The 17,643-nt window shown below is 69.1% G+C and carries 12 protein-coding genes; 6 read left to right on the forward strand and 6 right to left on the reverse strand.

Annotated elements, in window-relative coordinates; translation table 11 throughout:
- Positions 1-9: 9 nt before the first annotated feature.
- The 5 genes from G6O69_RS07345 to G6O69_RS07365 form a co-directional block, all read right to left on the reverse strand.
- A complete protein-coding gene (locus G6O69_RS07345) occupies positions 10-4,377 on the reverse strand; it encodes an AAA family ATPase (protein ID WP_172302810.1) in 4,368 nt (1,455 codons plus the stop codon).
- A gap of 4 nt (positions 4,378-4,381) precedes the next feature.
- Positions 4,382-5,242, reverse strand: a complete 861-nt coding sequence (locus G6O69_RS41975; protein WP_172302811.1) for a sensor histidine kinase — start codon at positions 5,240-5,242, stop codon at positions 4,382-4,384.
- Positions 5,243-5,648: 406 nt separating this feature from the next.
- The gene (locus G6O69_RS07355) at positions 5,649-5,996 is read right to left on the reverse strand and encodes a hypothetical protein (protein ID WP_172302812.1); all 348 of its coding nucleotides are present in this window, start codon (positions 5,994-5,996) and stop codon (positions 5,649-5,651) included.
- Positions 5,997-6,075: 79 nt separating this feature from the next.
- The gene (locus G6O69_RS07360; protein ID WP_172302813.1) at positions 6,076-7,524 is read right to left on the reverse strand and encodes an SLC13 family permease; all 1,449 of its coding nucleotides are present in this window, start codon (positions 7,522-7,524) and stop codon (positions 6,076-6,078) included.
- Entirely contained in the window at positions 7,505-9,712 is a 2,208-nt protein-coding gene (locus G6O69_RS07365) for a DUF3604 domain-containing protein (RefSeq protein WP_172302814.1), read from the reverse strand. Before G6O69_RS07365 ends, G6O69_RS07360 begins: the two co-directional genes overlap by 20 nt.
- Before the next feature lie 91 nt (positions 9,713-9,803).
- On the opposite strand from G6O69_RS07365, the gene G6O69_RS07370 reads away from it, so the two are divergent.
- From G6O69_RS07370 to G6O69_RS07395, 6 genes are all read left to right on the forward strand, one after another.
- Positions 9,804-11,105, forward strand: a complete 1,302-nt coding sequence (locus G6O69_RS07370; protein ID WP_172302815.1) for a hypothetical protein — start codon at positions 9,804-9,806, stop codon at positions 11,103-11,105.
- Between the two features lie 68 nt (positions 11,106-11,173).
- Positions 11,174-12,184, forward strand: coding sequence for an SDR family NAD(P)-dependent oxidoreductase (locus G6O69_RS07375; RefSeq protein ID WP_172302816.1), 1,011 nt, complete (start codon positions 11,174-11,176; stop codon positions 12,182-12,184).
- A gap of 111 nt (positions 12,185-12,295) precedes the next feature.
- Positions 12,296-13,372 (forward strand): YHYH protein, encoded by a 1,077-nt coding sequence (locus G6O69_RS07380; protein ID WP_172302817.1) that lies wholly within the window; start codon positions 12,296-12,298, stop codon positions 13,370-13,372.
- 11 nt (positions 13,373-13,383) lie between these two features.
- A complete protein-coding gene (locus G6O69_RS07385) occupies positions 13,384-13,968 on the forward strand; it encodes a hypothetical protein (protein ID WP_172302818.1) in 585 nt (194 codons plus the stop codon).
- Between the two features lie 768 nt (positions 13,969-14,736).
- Positions 14,737-15,918, forward strand: coding sequence for a cytochrome P450 (locus G6O69_RS07390; protein WP_172302819.1), 1,182 nt, complete (start codon positions 14,737-14,739; stop codon positions 15,916-15,918).
- A complete protein-coding gene (locus tag G6O69_RS07395; RefSeq protein ID WP_176396695.1) occupies positions 15,915-16,796 on the forward strand; it encodes a terpene synthase family protein in 882 nt (293 codons plus the stop codon). The genes G6O69_RS07390 and G6O69_RS07395 overlap by 4 nt, the downstream gene beginning before the upstream one ends.
- Here the strand turns inward: G6O69_RS07395 and G6O69_RS07400 are convergent.
- Complete coding sequence (locus G6O69_RS07400; RefSeq protein ID WP_172302821.1) at positions 16,790-17,215, reverse strand: hypothetical protein; 426 nt, start codon at positions 17,213-17,215, stop codon at positions 16,790-16,792. The genes G6O69_RS07395 and G6O69_RS07400 overlap by 7 nt on opposite strands.
- Positions 17,216-17,643 lie beyond the last annotated feature (428 nt).

Here is a 17,643-nt window from a genome sequence, read left to right on the forward strand (position 1 = left end):
TTTGCGGGCTCAGCGACCCTCGAGGTGACGACGGAGCTCGCCGAGGGCGAAGGGCACGCGCAGCAGCGGGAAGTCCTTGGCCTTGCGGACGCCGCGGTTGCCGATCTCGACCAGGGTCGGGATCGCGGGCAGCAAGGACAGGTAGTCGACGAGGATCTCTCCGTCGGAGAAGAGCACGCCGACCTCGGGGAGCTCGCGCAGGTCGACCTCGTCCGGGTCGGCGCTCGAGACCTCGTAGCCCAGGCGCGAGACGGCGCCGGCGAGGGTCTCGCGGATCAGCGGGTCGGGGTGGAGCACGAACACGCTGGCCTTGGCCTCGACCTCGTCGTCTTCGCTGCTGCGCGCGCCGGCGTGCTGCTCGAGGGGCAGGTAGACGGCGAGGGTCAAAGACTCGTCGCTGCGCTCGACCTCGAGGAAGCCGCCCATGCGCATGGCGACCTGTCGGCAGGCGCTGACGCCCCCCGTGACGCCGCGGATGCCCTCTTCGCTGGCGTCGACGACGGACACGGCGATCCGCCCCCAGGGACCTGGCAGGGCGCCGGGGATCTTGGCCGCGCGCGACTCGTCGAGCTCCTCGAGGTTGCCGACGGCGCGCAGCTGCTCGGGCTCGCTGACGCTGTCGCGGGCGCACAAGGCCAGGTGCACGAGCAGCGACTGGAGCTCGACGAGCTCACCGTGGACGCGCAGCTCGGGCTCGGCGCGCAGGTAGATCCACGGCACGTTGCCCACGGTCTCGAGCAACACGGGGCGCGAGCCCTCGAGCACCTCGGCGACCTCGACGATGGCGTTGCGAGCCACGGCGCGCAGGTAGGCGGCGCTGTGCGCCCGGCTGCTGCGCTCGCGCGGCCGGGGCTTGGGCGCGTCGAGCTCCTCGGCGGCCTCGCGCTCGGCCTGGCGACCCTGCTCGAGGCCGAGCTGATCCGCGAGCTCCTGCGCCAGGCCGACGTGCTCCCGAGCCGCGAGCACGTCGCTGCCCCGCAGCAGCTCGCCGAGGGTGCGGTGGGCCTCGTGGACCTCGTAGATCTGGCCGTGCTCGCTCAGCCCGGCGATCAGCGCGGCCGCGGCTGCGCTCGCGCGATCCCGGCGGCCCGCGGCCACGGCCCGGCGCATGCGGATCAGCTGCACGAAGGCGACCAGGCGCGGGGATCGACGGGCGCCGCGCTCGAGGGCCCGCAGCGCGCGATCGATGCGGCGGTCGTCCTCGCGCGCGGCCCGGGTGCGGACCAGCACCAAGGCGATCGCCAGCCACAGCTCGTAGCCGTACTCGGGCATCTTGTCGCGCTCGACCATGCGGCTGAAGGCCTGCTCGATCTGCTCGCGCGCCCGCGCGGTCTCGCCGACCTCGAGCAGCGCGAGCGCGAGGTGAGCGTGGGGCAGGTAGCCCTCGAAGCTGATCATCTTCTGGGCGTTGAGCCGCGCCGCCAGGCTGCCCGCGGCCTCGACGATGTTGCGCGCCCCGGCGCGCGCGCGCAGCAGCAGGCGCAGGGCCTCGATGCCGAGCTCGAGCACGACGTCGCCTTGGTTCTCGGCCAAAGACGTGGCCTCGTCGAGCCAGCCGTGGAGCACGATCAGCGGCTCGCGGCTGCGCCCGTAGACGACCTTGAAGAACATGCTCGACACGGCGATCGACAGGTCGCCGGTGCGACGAAAATACATCACGGACTGATCCAGGGAGACCAGGCCGTGCTCGTAGTTGCCGCTGGCCAGCTCGATCATGTGACCGCGGATGTGCGCGACCACGCCCCGCGCCCAGTCGCTGCCGGTGACCTCGGCCAGGCGCGTGGCCTCGTCGAGCTCGGCCCGGCCCTCGCCGAGCTCGCCCTCGATGACCTTGGAGGCCCCGTGAATCGCGAGCACCCCGGCCGCGGCCGGGCTCTGGTGGCCGCGGGCCAGGCGGAGCGCTCTGAGCATGCACAGCGTGGCGCTGCGCCGATCCGGGAGCACCAGGACCATGGCCAGGCGCGTGTAGAGCCAGCACAGCTGCTCGGCCAGCGAGTCCTCGACCTCGTCGCGCGGGCCCGAGAATCGCAGCTGCGCCCGCGCCCGCGCGAGCGCCAGGACCTGGCGCAGTTCACCCTCCGGCAACGGCCGATCTGCCCGCGCCAGCGCCAGCCGGCCGATGTTCGCGGCCTCGCCGGCGGCCGAGCGGCGAAACAGGCCGTGCACGGCCTTGGCTGCGATCCGGCTGGCGACCAGGGGATCGTCCGCGCCGACGACGGCCTCGGCGTAGAGCTGCGCCGCCTCCTCGCACTTGCCACCGAGCAGCGCCACGTCGGCGGCGCCCTCGACCGCGGCCAGGCGGCTGTCGCCCTTGCCTCGCTCGACGAGGGCGCGGGTGAAGTGCCAGCCCGAGCGCTCGAGATCGTAGACCCCGAGCATCTCTCGCCCGGCCGCGAGGTGCATCTCGGCGAGCTTGGGGTCGTTGTGCGACTCCTGTCCGAGGGCGCGATCGGTGTGATAGGCGAGCCGCGCGGCGCTGACTCGCGGGCCGAGGGAGGCCAGCCAATTGGCGATCTCGCGGTGCGCCCGGCGGATCTCCCCGGCGGGGGTGCGCGCGAGCAGCTGCTCGCGGACGAGCTCGTGGGGGAAGCGCAAGCTGGCCTCGCCGACCTTGCCCATCAGGCCGTGGCCCTCGAGGCCGGCGACCGCCGCGGCCACGCGCCGCGCGTCCCAGCCCGAGACGCGCTGGAACCACGCCTCGTCGACGTGCCCGCCGGCGACCGCCGCGAGCAGGGCGAGCCAGCGCTCGTCGAGGGAGGCATCGTCGACGCGCTGAGCGAAGACCTCGCCCGGGCTCGAGCCGGCGACCTTGCGCCTGCGCAGGCTCCACTGCTCGGACTCGCCGCGGACCAGGACCTGGCGATCGATCCACGACTGCAGCGTGGCCCAGGCGACGAGGGGGTTGCCCTTGCTGGTCTCGTGCAGGACCTCGGCGACCTCCTGCGAGGCGGACACCGGTCCCGGCAGGCCGGCGATCAGCAAGCGCTCGAGCTCGGCGACCGTCAGGCTCTCGAGGCTGATCCGCCGCAGGAGCAGCTGCGGGTCGCGCTGGGGGCTCCACGGGCCGTCTTCGGGGCCGTCGGACAGGCCCGCGGGCGCGGGGCCGCACAGGCCGGCGACGATCATCGTGTGGTGGCTGCGATCGTCGAGGAGCAGGCGGCGGAGCACGGCCTGGGAGCCGCGGTCGGCGAGCTGGAGGTTGTCGAGGAGCACGACCAGCGGGCGCCCCTGCGAGCCGATGCAGCGCACGCCCTCGGCGATCGCCGCGGCGTGGCGCGAGAAGCCCTCTTCGAACTCGAGGGTCGGCGGCGCGCTGGGCTGGCCGAGGAGCTCGGCGAGGGCCGGCGCGTAGCTGACCAGCACCCCGGCGAGCGCGCCCTCGCGCCGCGCGAGGCGCTCGCGGATGCGCTCGCCGACCTCGGGCGGGCAGCCGGCGAGGGCCTCGGGCAGGCGCCCGAGCGCGCCCATCAGGCCTCCGCGGCTCTCGCCGCAGCCGCGCAGATACTCGCCACGCAAGACCAGCGCGCGGTCCTCCGAGCGCAGCCAGCTGGCGAACTCCTCGAGCAGCCGGCTCTTGCCCACGCCCTGCTCGCCGCACACCAAGGTCACCGAGGAGCGGGCGATGAGCGCGTCGTTGAAGGACTGCTCGAGGGCCTGGCGAGCGCGACGGCGGCCGACGAAGGGCGGGTGCTGGCTCAGGGGGATGACCGGGCCCTCGACGCGCCCCGGGCTCAGCGCGCGCGCGCGCCCCCACAGCTCGGCGGCGGTCCGCGGCGGCGGCTCGAGCAGCCCGCCGAGGTGCGAGGCGGCGGCGCGACGCAGCAGCGCCAGGACGGCGGCGAGGTCATCCTCGCGCGAGCCTGAGCCCAGCAGGTGATCGAAGCCCTCCAGGCGCAGGCGCCCCTCGCTCTGGCGCAGATCCGCCAGGCGCAGCTCGAGGCCGCGGACCTTGGCCTCGTGTAGACGAACCAACAGTCCCGATAGCGCCAGGGCGAGAGCACGAGCCTCACGGACCGGGAGCAGCGCCCCGAGGTGCTCGCCATCGACGGGCTCGTGAACGAGCATGACCCCCCCGGGCAGATCCACGGTCGCGCGCACCCGCGGCTGGACCTGCTCGTCAGCGCTCACCGCCCGGTGGATCCGCTCGCGTCCGCGATCGCTGACCGGGAGGAATTGCAGCACCACGCGGTGATGGGGCGAGCGACCGAACTCCCGGGACAGGTCCGTGACCTGGACGCTCCACAGCGGGCTCGCAAAGCGGACCTTGTCGACGACGCAAAAGCGCTCCCAGACGATGATGCCCGGCTCGAGACCGAGGGGCTCGAGAGCTTCGAGCCGCCCCAAATCCAGCGGTTCGCGCGACTTCTGCGTCACCATTCGTTCAGCCTGGCCTGCGGGCGCGTGGGATGCTGAAGGTGAAGCGCGCCCCTTCACCTTCGCGGGATTCGACGTGAATCATCCCGCCCCATTCGTCGACCAGGGTCTTACATACATAAAGTCCAATACCAGAGCCTTCACCGTGCGTGGTGAAGAAAAGCTCGAAGATCTCCGCGCGGACCGCCGCCGGGATCCCCGGCCCGTCGTCGGCGACCTGCACGAAGGCGAAGTCCTCCGAGGCCCAGCTCGACAAGGTGATCGACGCCCCCTCGGGATTTTCGAGCTCATCGAGGGCGTGCGAGGCGTTGTTGAGCAGGTTGATCAGCACGCGCAGCAAGCGGCTGCGGCCCACGCCGACTTCGAAGTCGTCCTCGGTCTCCAGGGCCAAGACCACGGGCGCGTGGCGCTGGACCAGGCGAACCGCGAGGTCGATGGCCTCGTTGAGCTCGCTGATCTCCTCGAGGTCGCGCCTGGGCACGAGCACGTCGCGGTAGATCTCGAAGGCCTCGCCGGCGAGGTCTGCGGCCATGCGCGCTCCCGCGCTGCCGTCTTCGACGGCCTCGATCAACATGGCCAATCGGGCAAATTCCTCGGGCCGGTCCGGGTCGAGCAGCCCGGCTCGCTCGATCAGCTTGGGCGCATACTCGAGGCTGCTCGTCACCCCTTGCAACAAGGAGCGCAGGTCGTGCATCGCCGCGGCCACGAAGGGCGCGCTCGAGGCTCGCGAGAGCTGCTCGCCGAGGGCACCGAGCAGCGGATGATTCGGCTGCTCTTTCGAGAGGTCGACGAGGAAGCCCATGAGCTCGTGCAAGAACGCGTCGACGCTGCCCGTGGCTTCCAGCACACGAACGAGCTCGTCGCGCACCGAGGCGCGTTTTCCCGTCGCTCTCGAGCTGCTCCCCGCCACGTGCTCAGATCCTCACCCACGCAGAGTTTAGGACCACGCCTCGCGTCGCGAAAGCGCTCACTCACCGCCTCGACCCAAGACGTGTCAGCGCCGTCGCAGGTCGTTGTCGCGCTTTGAAGCCCTCGACCAGGCGAGGCCCCAAAAGGCGAATGTCGGCATAATTGATCGAAAGAACAATGATCGACCCGACTCGAGATCGGGGCAATCCGCAACCAGCGCGAGCGCGCTAATGCCGGGCGAGGCACGCGCCTATCGCGGGTTCACCGTGAAGTTCGGATCGCGGCCGCCGACGCGATCCCCCTGCTCGGCAAAGGGCACGATCCCCACCCCGCCAGCTCGAGCCAGGCGCGAGCCAGACGCCGGATCAGGCCGGCAGGCAGGTCTGAAGCCGCGGGCACGGCTGCTCCGCGATCACACCCGCCCGCGCCTGGCTGACATACGCGCCGACCTCGTCGATCTCGGGGCGACCGACGGCGACCACCGGCGAGGTCACCACATCGGAGGCGCGGCCCCAAAATTGAATCCGTCGCCCGAGCCAAGCTTCGCTATCGGGCACCTCGGGCAATTGCAGCGCGTGCAGACGCAGCGCCGCGTGATCCACCATCCACATCCCGGTGCTGCGATCCCGGACGCCCACGCACTCGTCGTTGCGCAGGTGATACTCGGAGTGACGCGTGAAAAAGACCCGGTGGCGGCGGCGATTGGCGGACATGCTCCCACCCTGCACAGGCCACGGTCGAGACGCAAAAACTCGGCGAAAGCCCGCGCCGAGGCTGATCACAAGACCAGGGTCAGCGAACCAGCGCCAGCGTGACCACGCTGATCACGGCGACGCCGATCAGGTTGAGCGCCACCCCCTCGCGGGCCATCTGCCCGGTGCTCACGCGCCCGCTCCCATACATGATCGCGTTGGGGGCGGTGGCCACCGGGAGCATGAAGGCGTGGTTGACCGCGAGCGCCGCGGGCAGCAGCAAGACCAGGGGATCTCCGCCCGCGCCCACGCTGGCCGCGGCGAGGATCGGCATGAGGATGTTGGCCACCGCGGTGTTACTGGTCACCTCCGTGGCGAAGGTCGCGACCAGACACAGCAGCGGGACCACGACCCAGCTCGGCCAGCGCCCGAGGAAGCCCAGGGCCTCGCCGAGATCGGCGCCGAGCTCCGAGGCCGTGAACGCCTGGCCGATGGCCATGCCCCCGCCGATCAGCACGAACACCCCCCAAGGCAGGGGCGTGGGCTCGCCGGGGGCGCCGCTTTGGCCCCCGGCGGTCGAGAACAGCCGGCGATCGAGGAGCCGAGTGCCATCTGCGTCGCCGCTGGGGATCAAGAAGAGCGCGACCACGGCGAGCAGGGCCACGGTGCTGTCGCCGGCGCTGTTCTCGACCCCGAGCAGCCCGCTCCATCCGCCCAGCGGCCCGGTCCGGGTCATCCACGCCAGCGCCATGATCGAGAACACGATCAGCACCCGGCGCTCGCTCGCTCGCCACGCGCCGAGCGTGGGCAGGTTCAAGCGGCTGCCCGAGCGCACCCGCCGAGACAGCCACAGCCAGGTCAGCGGGAGCATCAGCACGACGACCGGGAGCGCGAGGCTCATCCAGCTGGTGAAGTCGAGCTCGACCCCGCCGCGCTCGCGCAGCTGCTCGAGGGCGATGAGGTTGGGCGGCGTGCCGATCGGCGTGCCGCAGCCGCCGATCGACGAGCCATAGGGGACGGCGAGGAGCAGGGGCAAGGTCAGGGCCTCGTCCTCGGCGGCGTCGATGACCGCGAGCACCACCGGCAGCAGCATCACCGTGGTCGCGGTGTTCGACATCCACATGCTCAGCGTGGCCGCGGCCAGCAAGAAGCCGAGCACCAGCCGCCGCCCGCCCTGGCCGCCCACGGCGCGAACCATGGCCAGGGCCACGCGCCGGTGGGCGCCGCTGCGCTCCATGGCGTTGGAGACCATGGACCCGGCGAGCATCAGCAAGACCAGGTGGTGGCCGTAGGCCCGGGCGACGGCGCGGTGATCGAGGACGCCGACCATGGGGAAGAGCGCGAAGGGGATCAGCGCGGTCGCGGCCAGGGGGATCGGCTCGAAGATCCACCAGGTCGCGCACAGGCTGGTGATCGCCGCGGTCCAGCACGCCGGCGACGAAAGCCCGGCGGCGTGGGCCAACAGACCCATGGCGGCGGCGAGCACCGGGCCCGCGACCAGGCTCGCGCGCTTGCGCAGGCGCCCTCGCTCAGCCTTCGACGTCGACATACACGGGGCTCGCCCAGGCCAGGTGACCGTCTGCTTGCAACACCTTGACGAAGATCGGCGCGCGCGCGCCGGCCTCGAGCTCGAGGCTGTGGTCCAGGCTCAGCTGGGTGTCGACGAGGCGCTCGGGCATGCGCTCGACCCGGGCGTGGAGGTCGAGGCCGCCGAAGTCGACCTGGTGGCCGTCCGCGCCGAGCTCGGCGAGGTCGACCTCGAGCTCACCGAGCTCGGTGGAGAAGCGCAGCTTGCCCGCGCGCGCCTGGTCGAGCCACAGGTCGATACCGTCGAGGTCCCCGGTGGTCCGCGAGCGCAGCTCGACGTGGGTGTCCGAGCGCGCGAGCACGCCGTCGAGGGGCGAGTCGAAGGCGAAGGTCTCGACGGCCTCGATGCGCGCGCCCTCGACCTCCACGCGCCCGTCCCAGACCGCCCGGCGCCCGCGCCCGCGGATCCGCGCGCCGCCCCAGCGCAGGCGCAGACGCCTGGAGTCGGCGAGCGCCGCCTCGAAGCCGGGCGGGCGGGCGACGAAGACCCGCTCGCGCCCGCGGTAGAGCTCGAGCGCCTCGATCGCCGCCTCGCCGCGGACCGACGCGCGCACGCGCAGCGGCCCGGGGGCGACCCGCAGCGCGCCGCCCATGATCTCGCCGCCGACCTCGAAGTCGAGGTCCATGCGCGGCCCGGTGGTCCCGTAGCAGCGCCGCTGCAAGAGCGCCTCGAATACGGCCGCGCGGGTCAGCGACTCGGCGAGCACGCAGGTCAGCCCGCCAAAGATCCCGAACTGTCCGGCCCCGGGACCCTCGGCCCCCGGTCGGCCCTTGTGGCCGTCGCTGTTGCAGACCACGCCCACGCGGTAGCCCATCTCGAAGGCGTCCCACAGCAGCCACTCGAATATCCCCCAGCACGAGGCGACCTCGACCAGGGGCCCGAGCGCCTCGTCGAAGTAGCGGCGGATGTCGGCGTAGCGCCCCCCGCAGTGGGCCATGACCAGGACCTCGCCCACGCCGACGTGCTCGCGCAGCTTGGCGAAGAGATCGCTGGCCGGGTGCGCGGGGCTGCGCGCGTCCTCGGGGGTGTCGATCTGCCAGTGGCTCGAGCGCATGATCGGCCGGCCCTCCTCGCGGTAGATCACGTTGCGGTCGCCCCCGGCCGCCGTGTTCGCCGACCACTCGTAGCCCGGGAAGACCACGAAGTCTCCGTCTCGGTGGAACGCGTGGACGCAGCCCTCGAGCCGGGCCCAGTCGCCCTCGTCCATCTGAAAGTCGTTGCCCTGGTGCGACATCACGTCGACCCGGGCCCAGTCGCGACCGAACTCGAAGTACTCGCGCTCGCTGCCCGTGCCCACGGTGGCGTCGGACTGGGCGTGGAGCTCGGCCCAGTACTTGCCCAGGGCGGGGGGCTGGGCGTGGGTGGTGATCGGGTTGCTGGCGTACTCGCGCCCGCCCCAGCTGGCGATCACCCGGCCGCTCCCAGCCGTCGACGGACGCAAGCTGGTGCGCTGCTCGGGCCGGCGCGCCCCGGGGGTCACCTCGCCCTCGATCTCTGCCTGGGCCTGCTGGCCCTCCCCCTGCCCCTCCCCCCGCCAACACAGCGCCACACCCTCGGGCGGCGGCGTGGGGTTGCCCCAGCGGTCCTCGCCCTTCACGAAGATCTCCGCGGCCTCGCCGACGGCCACCTGCGTGGGCACGAGCACGACCAGCGCCTCGGGCTCGCCCGAGATCACGGGGACCACCGGCGAGGAGGGCAGGCGCTCGACCAGGCAGGCGTTGGTCGGGTCGACGAGCACGCGGATCTCGTGGGCCGACTCGATGAAGGACTGGGCCTGGATCCCCGGCGAGCCGGCGCGGCGATCCCCAAAGGTGATCACGACCTCGTCACCAGGTGCGAGGCAGCCGTCGTAGACGTCGATGACCACGCACTTCATCCACGGGCGCACGTGGGCCTTGGGGTCGTAGCGCGGGCGCAGCTTGGCCGCGCCGGTGGTCGTGACCGTGGTGTAGCCCAGGGCCCGGGGGTCCTCGAATTGCGGCCGCCCCCAGTCGCTCGCAAAGCGCCGGGCGACCTTGATCGTCCCGCCCTCGTCGATGCCGTAGCTGCCCACGGTGTAGGTCAAGCGCCACTCGCCCACGCTGCCCGCGACCACGGGCGCCGCGGGTGACAAGACGACGCGACCCAGGCGTGGTTCTCGATGATCCATCCCTCGCCATGGTCGCGCCCCCGGGCGCGCGCCGTCAATTCGCGTGCCACGGGTGACTCGCCCGCGCGCCGCCGGGAGGGCATCATGAGCCGTGCGCCTCCGACTCGCCCGACTGGGTTTGCTCTGCCTCGCGCTCTCGGCCTGCCACGAGCAGACCAAGTCCCCCGCGCGGGCCCCCGGCCCCACGCCAGCTGCGGGCGAGGCTCTGTCGGGGAGCGGCGCGGCGGGGGCCGGCGCGACGACCCCGAACACGGCCGAGCCGCCGCGTCCGGGCTTCGTGCTCTATACGGCCACGCAGACCGTGGTCGTCCCCCTCGACCCTGGCGTCGGCTGGCCTCTCTCGGCGCCGGGGCTGTGGATCCAAGACGATCGCCAGCAGCCCCCGATCTTGCGCCGCTGGGATCCCGTCGACACCCTCTCGCTCCCGCGCTGCGACCAGGACCAGGACCAGGACCAGCCCGGCGCCTGCCTCGACAGCGCGCTCCAGCGCCAGGACTTCGCGGCCTCGGGCGAGCCGCTCGCGGCCGAGCGCTGCCGCTGCGTGCTCGAGGACAAAGACGACGATGACGGGGACAGGGACGGGGAACAGAGCCAAGTCCACGGCCACGACCACGGCCAGGCCGAGCGCGACGCCACGGCCCCACCGACAAAGGACCCGGCGAGCGCGGCCCCCTGCGCCCCCTCGTCCACGCGTGCCCGCGTCGCCATCGTCGGCGGCGTGCTCTACAGCCTCGGCTGGGACTGGAACGGCGCCTGCGAGGGGGCGCGGAGCATCTACGACGCGACCTCCACGGTCACGGCGCTGATCGACGCCCCGTCCACGCCCTCGCTCGCAGACATGAGCGCGCTCGGCTGCACCGAGGCGCTCTCCCCTGCCGCCCATCCGCCGCCCTGGCCCGTGGACACCGAGGCCCTGCCCTGCACCTCGAGCCCCGACGAGCTCCCGCGTGGTCAAAGCCGCGGCCGCGGCCGCGATCCCGACGCCGACCCCGGCTGCCAGCGCTGCGCCACGGCCAAGGCCGAGGCCGAGGTCCTGGTCTTGCGCCGCGGCGCGCTGTGGCAGGTCCGCGACAACCTCCGCCACGGCGGCGGCGTGCGCTGGGTCGCCAGCCGACCGCTGAGCGCGAGCACCTGCCCCTCGCTCAACGACCCCTGCGGCGAGCCAGGGGCGCTCCCCCAGCTCCCCGAGTTCGCGGACACGGCCGAGCGCTGGATCGCCAGCGACGGCCGCAGCGCCCTGACCGGGACCGGCGAAGACTACGCCCTGTGGCGGGCGGACCCGTCCAAGGATCGGACCTTCACGCTCCCGGGGGTGGACGCGAGCGCGGCGGTGATCGGCGTTCGCGTCCACGCCGACCTCGGACCCCTGCTGCGCGCCCTGGCCCACGACTGAGCCCTCGGGGGCGATACGCTGCGCGCACGCGAGAGAGTCCTCGTCGCGCGAGCGCGTACACTCTTCGCGTGTCCGACTCGGCTGGTATCGACAACATCCTGGGCGCCACCTGGGCGGGCATCCGCGGCGGCCTGGGTCGAGGCCCCGCGCCCGGCTCCCTCGACGAGCACGCGCGCCTCGACGGCGGCGTCGCCCTGGTCACCGGCGCGAGCTCGGGGCTGGGCGCGGCGATCACCGCGGGCCTCGCCCGTCGCGGCGCGCAGGTCTACGGCGCCGCGCGAACGGCCACCCCCGAGGTCACCAGCCAGCTGCGCGCCGCCGCGGGCTGCGATCGCGTCGACATGCTCCCCGTCGACCTCGCCGAGCTCGACCGCATCGAGGCCCTGGCCGACGCCCTCGCCGAGCGCCTCGCGGCCACGGGCGCCCACCTGAACCTGGTCGTCTGCAACGCGGGCTCCGTCCCCCTCGGCGATCGTCAGACCTCCCTCGGCCTCGAGCACATGTTCGTGGTCAACTACCTCGCCAAGGTCGTGCTCATCGACGCCCTGCGCCGCCGCGGACTGCTCGGCCCCCTGGGCGAGCGAGCGCCCCGGGTGATCATCGTGGCCTCCGAGGCCCACCGCGGCGCCGCGGCCGTGGACCTCGACCAGCTCGGCGCCCACACCCCCTTTGGCGTGGGCGAGGTCATCGCGCGCTACGCCAGCTACAAGCTCGCCCTGCTCACCTACGCCATGGAGCTCTCGCGCCGCCTCGAAGGCGAGGGCGTGGCCGTGCACGCGCTGTGCCCCGGGGCCGTCGACTCCAAGCTCGCCCGCGCGGCCCCGCGCTGGTCCAAGCCCCTGCTCGGCCTGATCTTCCGGCTCTTCTTTCAGCCGCCCGAAAAAGCCGCCCAGCCCGTGCTCTACCTGGCCCTCGCCCCCGAGCTCGAGGGTGAGACCGGCATCTACCTGCACCAGTGGGCCCGCAAGCAGCCCGATCCCCGGGCCCGCGAGCCCGAGCACGGCGCCGCCTTGTGGCGGGCGACCGAGGCCCTGCTCGACCGCGTCCACCCGTGCTCGAACCGCACGACCTGCGAATGAGGCATGCGTCTTCTGCAGATCTCGCCTGCTGACGGGCTCCCAGCAGCCCCTCAACAGGCCGGAGGTCGATGGTCCGCAACTTGCAAAATCATCGCGCGAACAGGCCCGCCGATGCTCGCACGCCACCTCACCCTTCCCCTCGTCTCGTCGCTCCTCCTCTTGCCCAGCGCCTGCACGGACGACGCGGAGGCCGAGACCGACTCCACCGCCGAGACCGACTCCGACGCTGGCTCGGACGCCGAGACCGACGCAGACACCGACTCGGAGGCCGGGACCGAGACCACCGGCTCGGAGGCCGGGACCGAGACCACCGGCTCGGACGACAACCCCGCGCTCCCCGAGCTCTTCGACCAGGGCCTGTTCACGGTCGACCCGACCACCGTCGACTGTCAGCTCGACGACGGCTCGACCACCCAGTGCTACCAGCTCTCGTTCTCCAACTACCAGGGCTCCTCCGGCCCCTTTTGTCCGCCGACCATCGACGACATCGGCGGCGTCGGCATCTACGACGGGCCGACCAACCCCGGCTTCCAGGTGCTCAAGGACACGCTGTGGAACGCGATGGAGGCCGACGGCTACGACATCGTCGACGACGAGGGCAACGTCACCGTCAACGGCGGGGGCGGGGTCGCGTCTTGCCTGAACATGGCGACCCAGGACCTGACCTTGACCTTCCTGATCCCGGTCGAGCCCGTGCTCCTCGACACCCCCAACGAGATCGAGATCGTCGAGCTCTACGGCGTCTCGCTCTTCGACGGCATGCCCCTCACCGGCCACCCGCCCTCCGTGGTCGACGGCCCGCCGATCCCGGGCTCGAGCGGCGGGAGCATCCCCTCGCTCGATCCTTGCGGCGGCCACGGAGACCCCGCGGGCTACTGGCACTGGCACTTCAACGCGAAGAGCTCCCAGTCGGTCCTCGACGCCTTCGACATCACCGAGGTCAGCTGCACCGACATCCAGCAACAGACCGAGGGCCTGGTCGGCTTCGCCAAGGACGGCTACCCGATCTACTCGCCCCTCGAGGACGGATCGGTCCCCGCGGACCTCGACGCCTGCAACGGCAAGTTCGGCGTCACCCCCGAGTTCCCCGCGGGCATCTATCACTACTACGCGCTCCACGAAGAGGCGCCCAACCTGCCGACCTGCATCATGGGCGCGTCCGCGCTGATGGTCCTGAGCATCGACTGAGGCCGCGGATCATGCGTAGGACTGCCAGCACCCTCGCGCTCATCGTCGCCAGCTTGGGCTTCGCCCCATCGGCCGCGGCCCACACCCCGAACATCGCGAGCTTCGAGCTCAGTCAGGGACCCGAGCGCGCCCGCCTCGACGTCCACATGTCGACCGACGGCATGCACCACGTCATGCGCGCGCGGCTGCCCGGCGTCTCCTTCCGCGACATGGCCGTCGAGGACTACGAGCGCCACGTGCTCGCCGCCCTGCGCGAGGGCATCGAGCTTCGCTACGACGACCACGAGATCGTCCTCGGCGAGGCTCAGGTCGCCCTCGCCAGCCACCAGAGCGACGTCAGCTTCACGATCCCCGCGCCGCCCGTGGGCGCGACCCAGCTGCACGCGCACATCGACGTGATGCACGAGCAGCACAACCAAAACAACGTGCTTCGCCTGGTCACCCAGACCTCGCGCGCGCACGTGGTGCTCAAGTCGAGCAACGACTTTCGCGGCAGCCTGGCGCTGCCCGCCTCGTCACGGCCCGCGCCCACCGCCTCCTTCGTCCAGGGGATCGCGCGCCTCGTCGGGCTGCTGCTCTCCTTGCTCCCGCGCTAGTGTGCGCGGCAGAGGACTTGAAGGGCCCCAGGCTTGGAGCACCGGCCGCTGACTTCGTTGCTCGTCAGTCATTTGTGCCCGACAAACTCCCTCCTCGCGCCTCGTCAGCAACCGGCGGTCCGGCGCCTGGGACCCTTCAAGTCCTCTGCCGCGCACACTAGTGTGCGCGCCAGAGGACTTGAAGGGTCTCAGGCGGGAGGCCGTAGTCGTCGCGGCTCGACATCGCACGTCGCGGGTACGTGGCTTTTGAGAGCCGGCGAATGAGCCCATCCGTGCGAAACTGAATCGGATGTCCGATTCGGCCATGCGTCTGATCCCGTGTACCGCGCCGGAGCAGGTGACCGCCGAGCTCACCCGTGGTCCGCTTGAGGCGCGCCTGACCGGCTGCGCCAACCTCCTCGCTGGCGCGCGCGCTCGCTCGACCACTGCGGCGCCACCGACCGCTGCGGCCTCTCCGGGCCCGCGAGCGATCACGCCTATCGGGATGTGGCCACTCTCCTCCAAAATAATGATTGTCGCCGCCAAAACGTGACTAAAGTCATAATCGGGTTCGGCGCCCAACAACTGATATCGGTAGTTTGTCCGAAGCGCGCATGATCAGGACCCACTTTGTGCTCTGAAAGGTCATCATGAAAAAACTGGCTGCGAGTGCCCTTACTCGTCGCACAAGCAGGAAATGTGACCCGGACCACGCATCCTACATCCTCCCCTATGCTCTATCTGACTTCGCACTAACCATCTGGTCCAGTATGAGATACAATATCTGTAATGAAAGAAATCAATCTCTTTGACCCTGAAGTTCGTCGTAACCCTTACCCCGCTTACTCATATCTACGCAATCATCCGGTTCAGAAAGTCGAGCCTTTGGGCGCATGGGTGCTCAGTCGTAGCCAGGACATCCAGTATGCTCTACGCCACCCCGAATTGTTCTCATCTACAGCATTTCGCTCCATTGTCGCCCCCGAGTGGTGTCCCGAGTGCCCTCTCGCCGACTCACCACTCACGATGGATGGACCCGAACACACCAAATTCCGGACACTGATCGGACGCGCCTTTACGCCGAGCATGATCGCGCAGCTCGAGCCACGCATACGACAACTCGCAGCTGCTGCCGCCGATGCGATGGTCGGTCATGACCAGGTCGATTTCATCCAGAGCTTCGCCGTCCCTTTCCCCGCACAAGCCATCGCTGAGATTCTCGGCCTCGATCCCAGCCTCACGCCACACTTTGGAGTCTGGGCAGACCACATCGCATCGATCAGCCCCATTGAGCCACCGCCAGACTATGCAAAAAGCGTCAAGCAAACAGTCGCCGACATGACCCAATATATTCAAGAGGTCATCGAATCACGGCGACAAAACCCTCGCGGGGACATCATCTCACTCCTCATCGAGGCCAACATCGACGGAGAGCACCTCGACGCCAGTCAAGTCCTTGGATTTATGAGTCTACTTCTACCCGCGGGGTTCGAGACGACCCGCCACCTTCTCGCAAACATCATGCTTTGCTTTCTCAACCATCCGGGGCTCCGCCGCCTCCGACAAGACCCAGCCCAAATTCCCAGCTTCATCGAAGAAGTTCTCCGCTTCGATCCGCCAGTACACAGTGTCGCGCGCTTCACGACCCAAGATGTCGTCGTCGGTGACGTCTCAATTCCTGCCAACTCGATGGTGTTCATCCTCATCGGTGCCGCGGGCCGCGACTCCGAAAACATCGAGGATGCTGAGAACTTCGACCCGACCCGAGAACAACGAAACTTGCTTTCATTTGGTCACGGCCCTCACTACTGTATTGGCGCGTCACTCGCCCGGCTCGAAGCTCGAGTTGGCGTCGAAGAACTGCTGAAGCGGTTTCGGGGCTTCGAGCCAGGCGCTCCCGAGCCCGAGTGGAACATCTCTGCGACAGTCCGTGGCCCACTTCAACTGTTCGTTCGACCTCTCTCGGCATGAACTTCGCCATGGACACGCTCGCCCGCGCAGAGTCCCTGGTCTTCGAGTGGCTGGACGACCGTGGCCTGAAGGAAGCCATGGCTCCGATGCACGAGGTCGCCATCACCTGGGTCAAGACGAACGCACCAAAACAGTCTTCGAGTACGCACCTCGCACTCGCAACAATGGACCTCTACTTATGGTTCCTTCAACTCGACGAACAGAGCTGTGATGACATGCTGTTTTTTGGGCGCATCGCAGACATACTCGACGGTCAGGATCCCCAACCTTCCAGTCCATACTTTCCTCTGGAACAGCTCTACTCCGATCATCTTTCGAGGATTGCCGGTCTTGGCCACTCGACGACTCGCTACTGCCAGGAGCGCCAACTCGCACTATCAACGTACATCAGGCGAAATGAGATTGTCCAAACATCCAAGCAACCTTCTTTCGATGAGTTTCTAGAAATTCGCTCGGTGACCACGCTCTTCCGCGTATGGTATACATTGTGGGAAATTCTGGCGAACTTCAAGCTAACACAGAGCGAGTATCAAGGGGGTAGCTTCGCCGAGGCGCTCAGCGCGACATGCGAATGGCAAGTCTATATCAATGAGATTGCATCGCTCGACCGTGATCGACAGGAGGGTATGCCAAACCTCATCGACTGCCTTCGTCGAGATCGGGGTCACTCGGAGAGCCAAGCCATTGAGTGGACTCAATCTGAGATGTCGAGGCTCGAGGCTCTGATACGCGACTCGAACTCATCCGCGGTCGATCTCGATGGGTCCAGCGGGAACCTCGAGGCTGCTCATCAATTTCTCATTGACAACCTCGATGGCTCTCGCCAATTGTATCAAACTAAACTATCTCGCTATACACCTCGAGATTTTAGTCATTGATTTTTCACCCACTTGTTTTTGAACTCGTTTGCATATGCAACAATCTGCTCCTGAACTTGCGGACTCGCCCCTGTCGCTGCGACCGCCCTGTCAATCTGATCCCAGGGAAAGCCGACCACATTCCCACCCAGCCATGCGACAGCAGTCAGTACTCCACGAGTCACGCGGCTATCGGTCAGAATGATAGCCTTCAGATTCTTTGACTTCATTACATCGGCAGCGGCTTTTCGTTGCGATGCCGTTATGGAGTTCGAGCCTGTCGCCAGAGAAAAAATGACCTCAGCTTGGCTCTTTTTGAGATCCCCGAGGAACTGGTCGACATAGAGCTGATCCGACAGCTCTCCTTCAATCGTGAATGTCACCATGACCTCACCGATGAGCCGCCACTCGTGAGGATGCTTCATTTCAATTTGAGACATGTCGGCCTGTTCGAGCAGGTTGCCCGAGCATTTTGTAGTTGGCAAGCATATGTTTGACAGTGAGTGATATCACATATCTTAGCAGAGAGTCCAATAACCCCCCGCGAGATCGGGAAAATTCCCCACCTCGAGAACGGAGGCCCGATCGTCGAGCGCGCCATATTCTGCGAAAAATGCGCGTTCTCGCTGTCTGCCGCCACTGCGCCCTCTTCAGCACATCCTCATTCCATGCTGGGTGACCGCGACGACGCCCACGACTGCGTCCGCGAGACCTTCATTTCTGCCGACAAGGCCCTCGCCCGCATGAGTGACGCGGCTCGAGCATCGAGCCTTGGCTCGAGATGGTCCTCGAGAACGAGGCTCGAGATCTCTTCCGGGCCTCGGGTCGCCGCCAGCATCTATGCGGAGTATTCTCACGCCATATCGCG

This window comes from Pseudenhygromyxa sp. WMMC2535 (assembly GCF_011083025.2).

Coding starts and splice junctions, on each gene's coding strand:
- G6O69_RS07345 (WP_172302810.1), bottom strand. CDS start 4,377: ATGGTGACGCAGAAGTCGCGCGAACCGCTGGATTTGGGGCGGCTCGAA.
- G6O69_RS07355 (WP_172302812.1), bottom strand. CDS start 5,996: ATGTCCGCCAATCGCCGCCGCCACCGGGTCTTTTTCACGCGTCACTCC.
- G6O69_RS07360 (WP_172302813.1), bottom strand. CDS start 7,524: ATGTCGACGTCGAAGGCTGAGCGAGGGCGCCTGCGCAAGCGCGCGAGC.
- G6O69_RS07365 (WP_172302814.1), bottom strand. CDS start 9,712: ATGGATCATCGAGAACCACGCCTGGGTCGCGTCGTCTTGTCACCCGCG.
- G6O69_RS07380 (WP_172302817.1), top strand. CDS start 12,296: ATGCTCGCACGCCACCTCACCCTTCCCCTCGTCTCGTCGCTCCTCCTC.
- G6O69_RS07385 (WP_172302818.1), top strand. CDS start 13,384: ATGCGTAGGACTGCCAGCACCCTCGCGCTCATCGTCGCCAGCTTGGGC.
- G6O69_RS07390 (WP_172302819.1), top strand. CDS start 14,737: ATGAAAGAAATCAATCTCTTTGACCCTGAAGTTCGTCGTAACCCTTAC.
- G6O69_RS07395 (WP_176396695.1), top strand. CDS start 15,915: ATGAACTTCGCCATGGACACGCTCGCCCGCGCAGAGTCCCTGGTCTTC.
- G6O69_RS07400 (WP_172302821.1), bottom strand. CDS start 17,215: ATGTCTCAAATTGAAATGAAGCATCCTCACGAGTGGCGGCTCATCGGT.